The sequence below is a fragment of the Paenisporosarcina sp. P4_B8 genome, assembly GCF_056402175.1.
On sequence record NZ_JBFUHX010000005.1, the window covers coordinates 1 to 15,088 of the forward strand.

16 protein-coding genes are annotated in these 15,088 nt (G+C 38.0%); 14 read left to right on the top strand and 2 right to left on the bottom strand.

Annotation, left to right across the window (positions count from 1 at the left end; genetic code table 11):
* Nucleotides 1-123, bottom strand: a 123-nt coding sequence (locus tag AC1DSK_RS06320) for a transposase (protein WP_477598137.1), incomplete at its 3' end; no start/stop codon positions are given.
* A 432-nt stretch (nucleotides 124-555) separates the two neighbouring features.
* On the opposite strand from AC1DSK_RS06320, the gene AC1DSK_RS06325 reads away from it, so the two are divergent.
* The 11 genes from AC1DSK_RS06325 (at nucleotide 556) to AC1DSK_RS06375 (ending at nucleotide 9,692) form a co-directional block, all read left to right on the top strand.
* The gene (locus AC1DSK_RS06325) at nucleotides 556-2,640 is read left to right on the top strand and encodes an HD family phosphohydrolase (protein WP_477547303.1); all 2,085 of its coding nucleotides are present in this window, start codon (nucleotides 556-558) and stop codon (nucleotides 2,638-2,640) included.
* 12 nt (nucleotides 2,641-2,652) lie between these two features.
* The gene (gene ybeY / locus AC1DSK_RS06330; RefSeq protein WP_477547187.1) at nucleotides 2,653-3,141 is read left to right on the top strand and encodes an rRNA maturation RNase YbeY; all 489 of its coding nucleotides are present in this window, start codon (nucleotides 2,653-2,655) and stop codon (nucleotides 3,139-3,141) included.
* Nucleotides 3,128-3,493, top strand: a complete 366-nt coding sequence (locus AC1DSK_RS06335; RefSeq protein WP_477547304.1) for a diacylglycerol kinase family protein — start codon at nucleotides 3,128-3,130, stop codon at nucleotides 3,491-3,493. Before ybeY ends, AC1DSK_RS06335 begins: the two co-directional genes overlap by 14 nt.
* A 12-nt stretch (nucleotides 3,494-3,505) precedes the next feature.
* The gene (locus AC1DSK_RS06340; protein WP_016426894.1) at nucleotides 3,506-3,916 is read left to right on the top strand and encodes a cytidine deaminase; all 411 of its coding nucleotides are present in this window, start codon (nucleotides 3,506-3,508) and stop codon (nucleotides 3,914-3,916) included.
* On the top strand, nucleotides 3,900-4,814 hold the full coding sequence (era, locus tag AC1DSK_RS06345; protein WP_477532468.1) for a GTPase Era: 915 nt from the start codon (nucleotides 3,900-3,902) through the stop codon (nucleotides 4,812-4,814). Before AC1DSK_RS06340 ends, era begins: the two co-directional genes overlap by 17 nt.
* A gap of 18 nt (nucleotides 4,815-4,832) precedes the next feature.
* A complete protein-coding gene (gene recO / locus AC1DSK_RS06350) occupies nucleotides 4,833-5,627 on the top strand; it encodes a DNA repair protein RecO (protein WP_016426896.1) in 795 nt (264 codons plus the stop codon).
* Between the two features lie 214 nt (nucleotides 5,628-5,841).
* Nucleotides 5,842-6,381 carry an AAA family ATPase gene (locus AC1DSK_RS06355; RefSeq protein ID WP_477547188.1) on the top strand — a complete coding sequence of 180 codons (540 nt, stop codon included), beginning with the start codon at nucleotides 5,842-5,844 and terminating at the stop codon, nucleotides 6,379-6,381.
* Between the two features lie 737 nt (nucleotides 6,382-7,118).
* Nucleotides 7,119-7,664 carry an N-acetyltransferase family protein gene (locus AC1DSK_RS06360; RefSeq protein WP_477547189.1) on the top strand — a complete coding sequence of 182 codons (546 nt, stop codon included), beginning with the start codon at nucleotides 7,119-7,121 and terminating at the stop codon, nucleotides 7,662-7,664.
* 123 nt (nucleotides 7,665-7,787) lie between these two features.
* Nucleotides 7,788-8,297, top strand: coding sequence for a DinB family protein (locus tag AC1DSK_RS06365; protein ID WP_477598108.1), 510 nt, complete (start codon nucleotides 7,788-7,790; stop codon nucleotides 8,295-8,297).
* A 118-nt stretch (nucleotides 8,298-8,415) separates the two neighbouring features.
* Nucleotides 8,416-8,853, top strand: a complete 438-nt coding sequence (locus AC1DSK_RS06370) for a GNAT family N-acetyltransferase (RefSeq protein WP_477547191.1) — start codon at nucleotides 8,416-8,418, stop codon at nucleotides 8,851-8,853.
* A gap of 71 nt (nucleotides 8,854-8,924) precedes the next feature.
* On the top strand, nucleotides 8,925-9,692 hold the full coding sequence (locus AC1DSK_RS06375) for an alpha/beta fold hydrolase (RefSeq protein WP_477547192.1): 768 nt from the start codon (nucleotides 8,925-8,927) through the stop codon (nucleotides 9,690-9,692).
* 106 nt (nucleotides 9,693-9,798) lie between these two features.
* Here the strand turns inward: AC1DSK_RS06375 and AC1DSK_RS06380 are convergent, their stop codons facing one another.
* Nucleotides 9,799-11,181 (bottom strand): glycine--tRNA ligase, encoded by a 1,383-nt coding sequence (locus AC1DSK_RS06380; protein ID WP_477547193.1) that lies wholly within the window; start codon nucleotides 11,179-11,181, stop codon nucleotides 9,799-9,801.
* Nucleotides 11,182-11,511: 330 nt separating this feature from the next.
* Here AC1DSK_RS06380 and ccpN point away from each other — a divergent pair, with 330 nt between their 5' ends.
* The 3 genes from ccpN to dnaG all read left to right on the top strand — a co-directional run bounded on the left by ccpN (nucleotide 11,512) and on the right by dnaG (nucleotide 15,080).
* On the top strand, nucleotides 11,512-12,150 hold the full coding sequence (ccpN, locus tag AC1DSK_RS06385; RefSeq protein ID WP_477547194.1) for a transcriptional regulator CcpN: 639 nt from the start codon (nucleotides 11,512-11,514) through the stop codon (nucleotides 12,148-12,150).
* Between the two features lie 13 nt (nucleotides 12,151-12,163).
* Entirely contained in the window at nucleotides 12,164-12,967 is an 804-nt protein-coding gene (locus AC1DSK_RS06390) for a pyruvate, water dikinase regulatory protein (RefSeq protein ID WP_477547195.1), read from the top strand.
* A 301-nt stretch (nucleotides 12,968-13,268) separates the two neighbouring features.
* Nucleotides 13,269-15,080 (top strand): DNA primase, encoded by a 1,812-nt coding sequence (dnaG, locus tag AC1DSK_RS06395; protein WP_477547305.1) that lies wholly within the window; start codon nucleotides 13,269-13,271, stop codon nucleotides 15,078-15,080.
* The last annotated feature ends 8 nt before the right edge of the window (nucleotides 15,081-15,088 follow it).

Consider the following 15,088-nt stretch of genomic DNA (forward strand, 5'->3'; position numbering starts at 1 on the left):
TTTATAAAGTGTGGATCTTGGAATTTCTAATTCACGAGCAACCTCCGTTGCTCTGCGTCGGTCTTCAACAATGATTTTAGCTATTTGTTCTTTGTACTCATGCGAATAATGTTTCCCATTCAATTTCAGCGCCTCCGCCCAGTTTCTTTTAGTATAAAGATTCTCTTTCAGGCGTGTACACTTTTTRGACTAACCCCATTACTGACCATTTATCACAATTTTTGTCCATTCAGCAATAGTTACCGTCCATTCGAAAACACTTTCTGYCCATTCGCTTGGACACGGACACTCAGTCCTTACCAGAAACACATACATACAAAAAAACCTGACATTTCATTAGGGGTCAGGTTTTTAATCTGATTTGAAAAATGAGTTGTGCGCAAATTCATTTTTTCATTTCTATTCAATCAACTAGTCTACGAGTCTATGAATGTGTAGTGTTGTTGCTTTACGCATTTCATAAATCTTTTACAATTGTCGGTGTAATGATAGAAAATTCTTGATATGATAGAAGGTAGAAGATGGGGTGATGCAGTGAATAGCTGGATTAATAAAATGCAGTCACTAGTGGGCTACCGAACATTTACCGTTTTAACGATAGTGATAACAGGTTTACTCCTTTTTTTAATTCTCATAAACGGAGTTAGACCAGAGAAATATGATATAAAAGAATTTCACCTATCGAAAGATACAATTCGCTCCATAAAAACAGTTGAAGATCCTGTGAAGACTGAAGAAGAACGTCAAAGAGCAGCTTCAGAGGTAACAAGTGTTTATCAATTCTCCGAAGAAATTGGCGAAAATCGTGCAGCAATTGTTACGTCCGTAATTGATTATGTTCTGGAAGAAAAAGCAGAATCAGTTAAATCGGCTACGCCAATAGAACAACAAGTAAATAACTTGAAGAAAAACCTTAATGTGCTAGAAACTGATGGGGAAGGAATTCGCTTTACCGATGATGCCCTGGTTTCCTTACTGTTATTGGAGAATGAGTCCTTAATAACTTTAAGAGATTCTCTAACTGCTTCAGTACGCGATATTATGAGTAAGCCGATTCGCACTGAGCAAGTAGCCAATGCCAAAAATGAAATCGAACGAAGCATTCGGGAAAATTTGCAGATACCAGAAAGTGTTCTGCCCACAGCTGTGTTAATTGGACGCTACAGCATCACTGTAAATGAAACGTTAAATGAGGAACTGACTCAGGCCCGAATCGAGCAGGCGCGAGCGAGTATTGAGCCGACCCGAATTCTTCAAGGGCAAGTAATTGTTCAGGAAGGTCAAATCATCGATCGAGAAGTGTATCGACAACTTGAACTTCTGGGAATGTTAACGAATCAATCGTCATTGGAACCGATTTTGGGGCTGATTCTCTTTATTTCACTTTGTATGTGGCTTGTACATATGCAAATGACAAAATGGCGTACGAATAAAGAAGAACGGCAACGGGCACTTCTTGTTGGAATGCTGATTTTTATTTTGTCTGTCATCGGGATGAAATTAATCAGTTTGGTATCAGACAATTTTGACGTGACAATTGCCTTTTTATTCCCCACTGCATTAGCTCCAATGCTAGTACGTTCATTAATAAATGAACGCTTTGCCGTATTAATGACCTTTTTGACGGCAGCAGTCGCAGGTCTAGTGTTCCAGGAAGGGTATTCTACTGTACTTCAGATGGAAATTGCCCTATATATTTTATTCGGTGGATTTGCAGGGTTATACGTGATTCAAGGTGCTGAAAAACGGTCACACTTACTTCAGACGAGTTTAAATGTAGCTGTTGTCAATTTCATTTTTATGGCATTTTATTTACTAATGACTCAATCAGACTATGGGGTCAGTGAATTGCTGTTTTACGGAATTGCTGCTCTCACCTCTGGTCTTTTGTCCGGCGCTTTGACCATTGGCTTATTACCGTTCTTTGAATCAGCTTTCGGATTAATTTCCACAATGAAACTGATCGAACTCTCAAATCCGAATCATCCATTGCTGAAAAAGATCTTAACTGAAACACCAGGAACATATCATCATAGTGTAATGGTCGCAAATCTGGCTGATGCGGCCTGTGAATCAATTGGTGCAGATGGATTATTAGCACGAGTAGGCTGTTACTATCATGATATCGGTAAAACAAAACGACCAGGATTTTTTATAGAAAATCAAATGAGTCATGCAAACCCTCATGATGCACTTCCTCCAGAAACCAGTAGGGACATCATTTTATCCCATGGTAGTGATGGAGCAAAATTATTGCAAAAGCACAAAATGCCAAAAGAAATTATTGATATTGCTGAACAACATCATGGTACAAGTTTATTAAAATATTTTTATTTCAAAGCAAAAGAGGAAGGGCAGCCCGTAAACGAAGAAGATTATCGTTATGCAGGGCCTAAACCTCAGAAAAAAGAGACAGCTATTATTTCTATTGCAGATAGTGTGGAGGCTGCTGTCCGTTCAATGAAGCATCCTACAGCAGAAAAAATACAGGAAATTGTACATTCCATTATCAAAGACCGATTACATGATGGGCAATTCGATGAATGTGATTTAACACTTAAAGAACTTAAAACCGTCGAACGCGTTCTTTGTGAAACTTTGAATGGTATATTCCATTCTCGAATTGAATACCCACAATAAAGGAGCTTAAATATGCACTTAACGCTAGATTTAATTGACCAAACAGAATCATTATCAACGGAGAACTTGGAGCTTATTGAAAAAATGTTACATCATGCAGCTCAGGCTGAAGGTATTGAAGCTGGCAGCGAGTTATCTGTGACATTCGTGAACAATGAGGATATTCAGCAAATCAACCATGAATATAGAGGTAAGAATGTACCGACAGACGTCATTTCATTTGCAATGGAAGAACTGGGAGAAGGTGAAATGGCGATTGACGTAGAGGGTGTGCCACGTATGCTAGGGGATATCATCATTTCAGTCGAACGCGCAAAGGAACAGGCAGTTGATTACGGCCATAGTGAAGAAAGAGAATTGGGCTTTTTAGCAATACACGGTTTCCTTCATTTACTCGGCTATGATCATATGGAAGCCGAAGACGAAAAAGAAATGACTCAAAAGCAAGAGACGATCTTACAGTCTTTTGGATTGCGACGTGAACAGGATGAAAAGCAATAGTTTCTTGAATTCATTCAAGTTTGCATTCGAAGGAATCATTTTTGCAAGTAAAAGTGAACGGAATTTTCGCTTCCATTTGCTTGCAACAATTGCCGTGATTTTGGCGGGAATGTTCAGCCATTTATCAACAGTTGAGTGGATTATCTTGATTTTATGTATTTCCGGGATGTTGAGTCTGGAATTGGTCAATTCTGCTTTAGAAAGAGTCGTTGATCTCGCTTCACCAGAAATTCATGTTTTAGCTAAGCTGGCGAAAGATATGAGCGCTGCTGCAGTTCTTGTATTTGCCTGTGCAAGTGCTATAATCGGAATACTCATCTTTTTACCTAAGTGGATGGAAATTATTAATTGAGGTGTTTGACTAATGGATAAATTACAACTAATGGAAGAATCCAAAATCGCACGCGAAAATGCGTACGTACCATATTCAAAATTTAAAGTGGGTGCTGCTCTGCTTACGAAAGAAGGCAAAGTATACCACGGCTGTAATATTGAAAATGCATCATATAGCATGACAAACTGTGCAGAGCGCACAGCGATGTTTAAAGCTGTTTCTGAAGGCGTTCGTGACTTTGCTTCACTTGCTGTCGTAGCTGATACGGACGGTCCTGTATCGCCATGTGGAGCATGTCGTCAAGTCATTGCAGAGTTCTGTGAGCCAAACATGCCTGTCTATCTTATTAACTTAAAAGGAGATGTACAGGAGACAACAGTTGCTGGGTTGTTGCCAGGTGCATTTACTCCGGAGGATTTAGCTTATGCTGGAAACAAATAAAGGGTACAAGTCTGGATTCATTTCAATCATTGGCCGTCCAAACGCTGGGAAATCGACATTCTTAAACCGTGTTATCGGTCAAAAAATAGCGATTATGAGTGACAAACCTCAAACAACAAGAAATAAAGTTCAAGGTGTTTTAACAACGGACACGGAACAACTTATTTTCATTGATACTCCGGGAATCAATGAGCCTAGACATAAACTAGGGGACTTTATGCTGAAAGTCGCGAAAAACACGTTACGTGAAGTAGATGCGATTTTGTTGATGGTTGATTCTACTGACCGTATCGGTAAACAAGACCGTTACATTTTAGATATGCTCAAAGGGAATGAAACACCAGTCTTCCTGGTGATGAATAAAATCGATTTAATCCATCCTGATAAGCTTTTAAGCGTAACTGAATCTTTCAGAAATGAATTTGAGTTTGCGGATGTATTGCCGATTTCTGCACTTGAAGGCATCAATATCGAAGGATTGTTGAAAGTCCTGACTCAACACTTACCTGAAGGACCTCAATATTACCCAGCAGATCAAGTAACTGATCACCCAGAACGTTTCATCATTTCTGAGTTGATTCGTGAAAAAGTTCTTCACTTAACTCATGAAGAGATTCCTCATTCAATTGCTGTTGTTATTGAGAAAATCAAACGAGACGAAGACAGTGAAAAAATCCGTGTGACAGCGACGATTATGGTAGAGCGCGACTCACAAAAAGGTATTGTTATTGGTAAGAAAGGTGCTCTTCTTAAAGAAGTTGGGATGCGAGCACGTAAAGATATCGAAATGTTACTTGGAAGCAAAGTATTTCTTGAGCTTTGGGTAAAAGTCCAAAAAGACTGGCGTAACAAACAAGTTCATTTACGAGATTTCGGTTTCCGCGACGACGAATATTAATAAGGGGCGTGGGGGCAGTTGCTGAATCGAATTGAAGGCATTGTCTTAAAAACGCAAGATTACGGGGAATCCAATAAAATAGTCACCATCTATTCACGAGAAGGCGGTAAGGTAACTGCAATGGCAAGAGGTGCGAAAAAGCCAGCCAGCAGACTCGCTGCCATCACTCAACCCTTCACTCATGGGTCCTTCCTGGTCCAGCAAGGACGAGGAATGGGGACCATGCAGCAAGGGGAGCAAATGGAGTCTTATCGTCATATCCGGGAAGATATTGAAGCGACTGCCTATGCAAGTTTTGTGGTGGAATTAATCGATCGTGCAGTGGAAGAACGCACCGCTCAACCAGCTATTTTCAATTTACTTCAACAAGCACTGCATGCCATCTCGGAAGAATATGACCCTGAAGCGATTGCTTTGTTCGTGGAGTGGAAAATGTTGCCGGTCACCGGGATTTACCCCACACTGCATCAATGTGCTAATTGCGGAGCAACAGATGGAGAATTTGCTTTTTCGTTTCAACAGATCGGTTTTTTATGTCATCGGTGTTTTGATATTGATCGCTATATAATTCGTTTGACTCCTGCTCAAGTCAAGCTCATTCGGACGTTTTACACGGTGCCGATTGAGCAAGTTGGGAAGTTGACATTAAAAAAAGAAACGAAAACGTTTATCAAGAAAATCGTGAGAACCATATACGAGGAACAAACAGGCATTCGACTCAAGTCCAGGTCATTCATTGATCAACTCGATCGTTCGCCGCAATATTTCCCCAAAAAAGAAAATCCGTCTATTGCCCCTGAAGAAGGGCAGTAAGACGGTTTTTTTTATGCGAAATACGTGTGCTCACGGAATATTCTCTAACCTTTTTGGTAAAATGGATATTGCTGGTATAATATGAGGGGTTATTGCTGGTGGATATGAAAAAATATTTACTGATTGGCATGCCAGTATTATTACTGCATTAAATGGTCCCAAAACAAAATCTGAATTTTAGAATGGAGCTGGATTATTGAAGAGGTTAGTTATTATGACAGTTGGTATCACTCATAGCGGTAAGACTACATTTGCGAAAGCTTTAGAAACAGAGATGCCTAACTCAGTTGTGATTGATCAAGATAATCATGCTGAATTCCTCCATACATACTACCAAACGTTATTACCGAAACAAGGACATAATACGATCAAGTACTCTCTTACACAAACTATTGTGAATTATGCAGTTAATGAGACTAATTGCCACCTCATTCTTTGTAACTCAAATCGCAATCGTAAAGGCCGTTTGAAGCTGCTTGAACATTATCATAATGAAGGATTTACAAGCATTCTTGTGAATTTTGATGTGCCAGAACATGTTCTTAAAGAGCGGGTTGCGAAAAGTAAACGAAGTACAAAAATATTAAGAATTGCTTCAACGTTTGAGGAAGTGCGAACTAGGCAACAGAATGAGACTAATAAAGGTGATGTGATAGCACCGATAGAAGGCGAAGCGGAGCATTTATTTGTAATCAAAAACGCTGTTGAAGTTCAGTCTGTTATTAGAAAAATTATCGAAATTGCTGATAATTGATGAATGCCAAAAATTTATCTAAAGTGTACATAAGTTAAGATTGCAAAAGGTTTGCGTTTTTACTAGAAGAATCTCGCTTGTTGACAAAAGAATAATAATTAATATAAAAGTATAAAAATTGAGTTCTTATTTTTTGCACTCTATCGAAAAAGATTGTGGTCGGCTATTTCTTTCGCTTTCCGCGGTCGAAAAGCTGAGCCTGTGGGGTCTAGCTTGTTTCGTTTTTCCGCAGGAGTCTTCAGAAATAGCCAACCACCTTCCAACTTAAATATTTTGCAGAGACACGCTTACAGAAGCAATTTCTTTTGATTAGAGTGGAGGCGGCGGAAAACAACTGCTCCTGTGACCGCGAAACGCGTCCGCCGCAATGAAAATCAACATTTTCTTGCATAGGCTCTTTTTCAATAGTATACAGTTATATTCACTCATTTTTTTGTTTGTCTACAGTCTGGGATTGCGTTTTTACTAGAAGAGCTTTTTTTATTCCTAGAAAGCGTATCAATTTAATCTCACAGGACAAATGGGGGATACTTAGTGAAATAAAACACTATTATGGATCGGAATCGGTAGCAACTTTTAATAAAGATCAAATTAAGGAATTTAAAGAAAATTAACATCAATTAGAACACTTATTCCAGAGGATTATCTGAAGGAAATAGATGAGTTGACCGTCATTTTTAGTAATGAAAAGATGATAAGGTCAAGATCGCAGGTGATTAAGACCAGGAGGCTATGGAATGAAAATTAATCCTATGGGATGTTTTATCAATAATTTACGTTATTCTATAAGATCTGCAATAGAAACCGATGCGAAAAATTTATCTGAAGTTAGATTGCAAATAGATGGAGAAACGGAAAATTTAGATAGGGAAAAAGGCGAGGCATACATAGACGAAACAGGCTTTAAACAAGTAATTAAAGATGATACGGAAAGTATCAGCAACCTATTTTTAGTGGCAGAAGTTAATGGGAGAATTGTTGGTTTTTCAAGATGTGAAGGAAACAAATTGAAAAGAAGTTCTCATAAAGTAGAATTTGGTGTCTGTGTATTACAAGAGTTTTGGGGCTATGGAATCGGAAAAAACCTGTTACAACAATCCATTCAATGGGCAGATTCTAATGATATTAAGAAAATAACCTTGAAGGTTCTCGAAACCAATGATCAAGCTATGGAACTATATAAAAAATATGGTTTTGAAGTGGAAGGCATGTTAAGAAAAGACAAACTTCTTTCTGATGGAAATTTCTATAATACCATATTGATGGGGAGATTTAATGATTGACTCTTCTATTCGTTTAACTTTTTGTATGCCATTATTCCGTGCGATTACTATTCATGAATATTTTAAACCATGGCGAATAGTATGTTACGTGGTAGATAAATTGACTTGAAAGGTTGGGATGTTTTGAGTAAATTTGAAAATAAAAATCTGTTAATAACGAGAAATAATCTGCTAAATGAAATGAATTTATTAAGTGATGAAGAATTCAATTATAGTTCTGGAATAAAGAGCTGGAGTATTGCGCAAATATGCAACCACTTAGCTTTGACAGAAGAAACTTTTGCTAAGGCAATTGCTTATGGACTCAAAAAATCCAACATCAGTGCAGAACCCAAAAAAATCGATTATTTATTAGACAGATCAAATAAGTTGGAAGCACCAGAACTCGTTAAGCCACAAATTGAATCTGCCGAGACTCATCAAATTATTGACCAATTAAACAAGTCAAGAAATTTATTAAATAACATCTTAAATACTGTAGAAGATACATCGATCTTGGCTGACAAATCAGTAAAACATCCATACTTAGGTGATTTACCTCTTTATCAATGGATCGAATTAATTTATTTACATGAACAGCGGCACATTGAGCAAATAAAAGAAATTAAATCACTGTACCAAACCACCCGGTAGTCTTAATCAATTGAACTGGTGCTTTACTTCAAGATGGAGTAAAGCATTTTTCTTTATGGGACATTTAAAAATCAATTGAAACTGATAAATAATATAAAGTAAACAGGATGGTTAATCAATGACAATTGAAATTAGAAAAGTACAATCATCTGATTATGAAGATTTACTCGAATTGATGGCGGAATTAGGTTATCCTACATCACTTGAAGAACTTACGAAACGATTTGAGTTATTATTAAGTCATACTGAATATGAAACATTAGTGGTTGTAAAAAATAATCAATTAATTGGTTTTGCAGGGTTATGTAAGGCTCTATCTTTTGAAATTACTGGAGTATTTGCACGAATACAGGCATTCGTTATAAGTTCAAAACAACGTAAACAAGGGGTCGGCTCAATGCTATTGAAAGCTTGCGAAGAATGGGCTATTGTGCAAGGCGCAGGTTCCATAACTTTAAACAGTGGAAATAGAGAAGAGCGAATACCAGCACATGCTTTTTATATAAGAAATGGATATATTGGTAAAAGTACGGGTTTTACAAAAAAATTAATATGAGGTTCAGAAGTTTCTCTATTCAATTACCGGTTTTACTTCATGTGACCTCGTACAAAATGAGGTGATGCGCATTGAAAATAGAGAAATATTACGTGGAAACATCTAAAGGAAAGCTGCAATATAATATTAGCGGAAAAGGCAAACCCAATGTCGTTTTGATTAACGGTGGGTCGGGTCCCATTGAAGGTTGGATGAAAATACTCCCGGAAATTTCGCAATTCTCATCAGTATTTTCTTATAATCGATTTGGTGTTACTGGTAGCGATAAGCCAAACGAAAATCAAGATGGGATGACAATTGTTAATGCTCTACATGAAATACTAAAAATCTTGGGATTTGAACCTCCTTACTTACTTGTTGGACATTCTCTAGGGGGCTTATATGCAAATTTATATGCGCGACTCTATCCTAACGAAGTAGCTGGAATTGTCTTTTTGGAATCCAGCCATCCAAAAGATATCAAACTTGAAGAATTGGAAGGTAAGGCAGTAAAAACAATTAATAAGGTGCTCAAAATGTTGGATTCCTTATCTTCACACAAACAATTCGATGAAGTACATTTTGTAAAACGAACTGTGAGTCAAATTCATCAAATAGATGCTTTTCCCGAAATACCTGTATTTGTTGTTACAGGTGGGAAGAAAAATCGAATGATGCCAGAGGAAGTACGAATACAGCGACAAGATAATCAATTGGAATTACTGACATTGTCAAAGAATAGTAAACACATTGTTGCTGAAAAAAGTGGACATTTCCCGCAATTATCAGAGCCAAGAGTCGTCATTGATACGATCAAAGATTGTGCAAACGAAATAAATGAACTAGCCCATAACAAGTAGTCTCATATTGATAAAAATAGGGAGGGAGTTGTGATAAAATTCACATCTCCCTCCCTTAAATTATTCTATAGAGCAACTGAGCCCAAAAGCTTCAATCCTGTTTAAATTAAAATTCCAAGTGTTTTTCAATATATGCTTTAACTTCTACGATAGGCATACGTACTTGTTCCATTGAATCACGGTGACGTACTGTTACTTGACCGTCTTCAACTGAATCAAAGTCATACGTGATACAGAAAGGTGTTCCAATTTCGTCTTGTCGACGGTAACGTTTCCCGATTGATTGAGACTCATCATAATCGACCATAAATGATTTGCTTAAATTAGCAAACACTTCACCAGCGCCTTCAGCTAATTTTTTCGATAATGGTAAGATAGCCGCTTTTACCGGAGCTAATGCAGGGTGGAAACGTAACACGGTACGTTTATCATCGCCTTCAAGAGCTTCTTCAGCATATGCATCACATAAGAATGCAAGTGTGACACGGTCTGCACCTAATGATGGTTCGATACAGTATGGTACATAACGTTCATTCGTTATCGGATCGATATAGTTGAAATCTTCACCAGAGTGCTCCATATGGCGTTTTAAGTCGAAGTCTGTGCGGTCTGCAATACCCCAAAGCTCGCCCCAGCCGAATGGGAATTTGTATTCCACATCTGTTGTAGCAGATGCATAATGTGATAGTTCTTCTTTATCGTGATCACGTAAACGCATGTTTTCTTCGTTCAAACCTAAGTTCAGTAACCAGTTTTTACAATAGTCGCGCCAGAAAGTAAACCATTCCAAATCTTCACCTGGCTTACAGAAGAATTCAAGTTCCATTTGCTCAAATTCACGCGTACGGAATGTGAAGTTACCTGGCGTGATTTCATTACGGAAACTCTTACCGATCTGAGCAATCCCGAATGGCATTTTTTTTCGCATTGAACGTTGCACATTTTTAAAGTTTACAAAAATCCCTTGTGCCGTTTCTGGACGTAAGTAAATATCGTTAGAAGAAGTCTCCGTCACACCTTGAGAAGTTTTGAACATTAAATTGAACTGACGGATGTTTGTGAATTCTTGAGCTCCACAATCTGGACAAATAATGGCGTGTTCGCTGATTAATTCTTCCATTTTTTCGAATGGAAGTCCGTCAACAATCATTTCGATTCCTTTTGCTTCAAGAGCATCTTCAATCAGTTTGTCTGCACGATGGCGTGCTTTACATTTTTTGCAGTCAATCATAGGGTCATTGAAATTTCCGATATGACCTGATGCTGACCAAACTTTAGGATTCATCAAGATAGCTGCGTCAAGACCAACATTATAAGGAGATTCTTGAACAAATTTGCGCCACCAAGCTTTTTTGATATTATTCTTAAGTTCAATTCCAAGTGGACCGTAATCCCAAGTGTTGGCTAAGCCTCCATAAATATCTGAGCCAGGGAAGACAAAACCTCTGTGTTTCGCTAAACTAACTACATTTTCCATTGTGATTGTCATAACAATCCCTCCAAAAATAAAAATAGCACTCGTCCCCGGACAATAAATGTCCGGGGACGAGTGCATAATACCCGCGGTTCCACCCCAGTTAATTGCTAAAAGCAATCCACTTTCATTAGCATGACTCCAGGACGCCTTTTCTTGTTCGTTGCAGACTTGCACCGTCTCTGCTCGCTAAAGGATGAACAATACTTATTTTCCTATCTTCGTCTATATAATTGACTATATTATAGCATATTAAAATCTAAAGTGCCACTTAAACAGGGTACTAGATAAGCCCACTTAATTAGTATATAATATTGAACATTGAGTATAACACTTTTTGAGGCGGTGAGTCCGATCGAACTCAACAAACGTCAAGAGGACATTTTGCAAATTGTAAAAGAAAATGGTCCGATTACAGGAGAACAAATTGCAGAGCGTCTGCATTTAACAAGATCTACACTTCGACCGGATTTAGCTATATTAACCATGTCGGGGTTTCTTGATGCACGACCTCGTGTAGGATATTTTTATTCGGGCAAAAAAACTGGTCAAGCTGTTTCTGACAGCATGATGAATATGAAGGTTCGGGACTTTCAGTCAATCCCGATTGTTGTAGCAGAAGATATGACCGTATATGATGCCATCTGTCAAATGTTTTTGGAAGATGTCGGCACGCTATTTGTTGTAGATAAAAATTCATATTTAACAGGCGTTTTATCAAGAAAAGATTTACTTCGCACGAGTTTAGGTCAACAGGACTTAAATAAAATTCCCGTACATATCATAATGACTCGGATGCCAAATATAACATTTTGTTATAAACACGACTCACTTATCCATGCCGCGAAGAAGTTGATTGACAAACAAATAGATGCTTTGCCAATCGTAAAACAACATCCGGATGGTTACGAAGTGATTGGTCGTTTGACCAAAACAAACATTACACGTGCTTTTCTGTCATTAGCGGAAAATCACGATTTGTGAGGTGACGGAAACCATGAAAAAACTGCAAATATTTATTGTTTCGGATTCAGTGGGCGAAACAGGAGAATTAGTTGCGAAAGCAGCGGTAAGTCAGTTTAGACCTGGTTTACAGGATACGTCCTTAAAACGATTCCCTCATATCGAAACACTCGATCATGTGAAAGAAATTGTAAATCTTGCAAAACTGCAGCAAGCGATTATTTTATATACGCTTGTCCGAAAAAAGATGCGCTCAACTTTGCAAATGGAATGTGCAAAACAAAGTGTAAGATCCATCGATTTAATGGGTCCACTGATGGATACACTTGAACTTGAATTGAATGAAATTCCTTTTGAAGAACCAGGGTTAGTGCGGAAATTGGATGACGATTATTTCAAAAAAATTGAAGCAATTGAGTTTGCTGTAAAATACGATGATGGACGGGATCCACGTGGTTTACTATTGGCTGACATCGTCCTCGTCGGCGTTTCCCGCACTTCCAAGACCCCTTTATCTCAGTATTTAGCACACAAACGATATAAAGTCGCAAATGTTCCATTAGTGCCTGAAGTAGAGCCTCCGGAAGAGTTATTCAAAGTTGACCCGGAAAAATGTTTCGGACTTGTCATTTCTCCAGAGAAGTTAAATTCAATCCGGAAAGAACGATTGATTGCTTTAGGACTTAATGATGATGCAAGCTATGCAAAATTGGAACGCATTAAACAAGAAATCGTCCATTTTGAAAAAGTAGTTTCCCGAATTGGATGTCATGTGATTGATGTGACGAATCGTGCAGTCGAAGAAACAGCAAATGTCATCTTAAACAAAATCCAGTAAGGTGAAAACCATCCCTATGAGGGAAGGTTTTTTCTTTTGAAATAATAATTATTTTGTAGATTTTTCAAGAAAAACGTTTTATAATAAAAAATTGTGGTAAAAATATTTAATAAGGGTTGTCATTTCGTAAGTTTTGTCAAGATTTCAATAATTTTGATTTTTGAAAATCGCTATAAAAAAAACATTATTACTTCTACAAAGGGGGTAATATGTATTTTTTTTATTATTTTGTCGAAACTTGCAGGATTTTCATCGATTATCTCGAATTCAATATATAGCCTATAAAGATGGTGATGACAACGTGCAACGAATTCCGGAAGAAACAATTGAACAGATTCGCACGAGTAATGATGTTGTTGATGTTATTAGCGAATACGTTCAATTAACAAAACGTGGACGCAACTGGTTTGGTCTTTGTCCTTTTCATGGAGAACAAACACCTTCATTCTCAGTTTCACAAGATAAACAAATCTTTCATTGTTTTGGATGTGGTGCCGGAGGAAATGCCATTACCTTCGTAATGGATATCGACAATCTTTCTTTTCAGGAAGCAGTTAGCAAATTAGGATCACGTATAGGTATCGACCTGGACATTGAACCTCAGAATGGCGAAGCCAAAACGGTATCCAAAGAAGAAACACGAATGAAAGAAGCGCACACGTTTGCTATGAATTACTACCATCACTTGCTTCTAAATACGGAAGAAGGAGAAAAGGCCCTTCATTATTTAGAAGAAAGAGGATTTTCAAGAGAGCTTATTGAACAATATAGAATTGGGTGGTCACTACCTAATTGGGATGCCTTAACCACGTTGCTTGAACGTAAAGGATTCAATCCGGCCGAAATGGCACAAAGTGGTCTGCTCATTCAAAAAGAAAATAAAAATGAATACTTCGATCGATTTAGAGAACGAATCATGTTTCCGGTTCGTGATGAAGCGGGACATGTCATAGCATTTTCTGGACGTGTGTTAACTACGGAGTCGCAGGATGCGAAGTACATGAACAGTCCTGAGTCCCCGATATTTCAAAAAAGCAAAGTTTTGTATAATTTGGATGTTGCGCGCCCTATAATCCGTAAAAAGCATAAAGTGATTGTCATGGAAGGTTTTATGGATGTAATAGCAGCGGCAAAAGCGGGTATCATGAATACTGTTGCTACTATGGGTACTTCGCTTACAAAGGAACATGTTAATAAACTGAAACGTCTAACTGATTCTGTGACACTTTGTTACGATGGGGACGCTGCAGGGCTAGAAGCTGCAAAACGTGCTGCACAGCTATTAATGCAGGATAAAGTGAAAACGGAAATAGCCATCCTGCCAGATCAAATGGACCCGGATGACTTTGTTCAAAAAAATGGAGCAGAGGCATTCGAAAAACAAATAATTGAACGACCCCATGCTTATTTGGCTTTTATGATGATGGTTGCAAGACGTAATAAAAACTTTCAATTTGAAAATGACACGTTACAATACGTGCAAGAAGTTCTCGAACACTTTGTCGGAAATTCTTCACCAGTTGAACGCGATTTATATATTCGGCAATTAGCCAAAGAAACCAATATTTCGGAAGATGCGATTTATCAGCAATTTCGAAAGATTGAAGGGAAAGATATTAAACAGAACTCGAGACAACAGGCTCCTCCTGTTGCCCAAAACGCTCCGGTAAGTCGTAAGCGTATACAGGCAATTGATCGGGCTGAAAAATTGTTGCTCGCTCATATGTTACATCAAGTTGATATTGTCGATCGTTTACACCAAGATCATGGCCTACACGTATTCATCCACGATCCTTATGAAGCGATATTTGTTCGTCTCATAGGTTTCTACGACACATATCCTCAAGCTGATACACATCGTTTTCTAGAAATTCTAGAAGACACAGAACTACGAAAGCTGGTCATGGAAGCAACGTTAACAGAACGAGACCCGGAACATGCAAGTGAAGAAGTCTCCGACTGCTTACGACAAATAAATAAACATCGAATCGAGCTTCAAATTCAAACGAAAATGCACGAGTCCAAAGAAGCAGAAAAACTTCAGGATATGACACGTGCTTTAGAGCTAGCAAAACAAATGATCGATTTGAAAAAATCGTTATCAACGATGTAAATTGATTG

What these genes read in the sequence shown, in the direction of transcription:
- AC1DSK_RS06355 (WP_477547188.1), top strand. Translation starts at nt 5,842, where the DNA reads ATGACAGTTGGTATCACTCATAGCGGTAAGACTACATTTGCGAAAGCT.
- AC1DSK_RS06380 (WP_477547193.1), bottom strand. Translation starts at nt 11,181, where the DNA reads ATGACAATCACAATGGAAAATGTAGTTAGTTTAGCGAAACACAGAGGT.
- AC1DSK_RS06370 (WP_477547191.1), top strand. Translation starts at nt 8,416, where the DNA reads ATGACAATTGAAATTAGAAAAGTACAATCATCTGATTATGAAGATTTA.
- AC1DSK_RS06340 (WP_016426894.1), top strand. Translation starts at nt 3,506, where the DNA reads ATGGATAAATTACAACTAATGGAAGAATCCAAAATCGCACGCGAAAAT.
- AC1DSK_RS06335 (WP_477547304.1), top strand. Translation starts at nt 3,128, where the DNA reads ATGAAAAGCAATAGTTTCTTGAATTCATTCAAGTTTGCATTCGAAGGA.
- AC1DSK_RS06390 (WP_477547195.1), top strand. Translation starts at nt 12,164, where the DNA reads ATGAAAAAACTGCAAATATTTATTGTTTCGGATTCAGTGGGCGAAACA.
- ybeY (WP_477547187.1), top strand. Translation starts at nt 2,653, where the DNA reads ATGCACTTAACGCTAGATTTAATTGACCAAACAGAATCATTATCAACG.
- AC1DSK_RS06360 (WP_477547189.1), top strand. Translation starts at nt 7,119, where the DNA reads ATGAAAATTAATCCTATGGGATGTTTTATCAATAATTTACGTTATTCT.
- AC1DSK_RS06325 (WP_477547303.1), top strand. Translation starts at nt 556, where the DNA reads ATGCAGTCACTAGTGGGCTACCGAACATTTACCGTTTTAACGATAGTG.
- era (WP_477532468.1), top strand. Translation starts at nt 3,900, where the DNA reads ATGCTGGAAACAAATAAAGGGTACAAGTCTGGATTCATTTCAATCATT.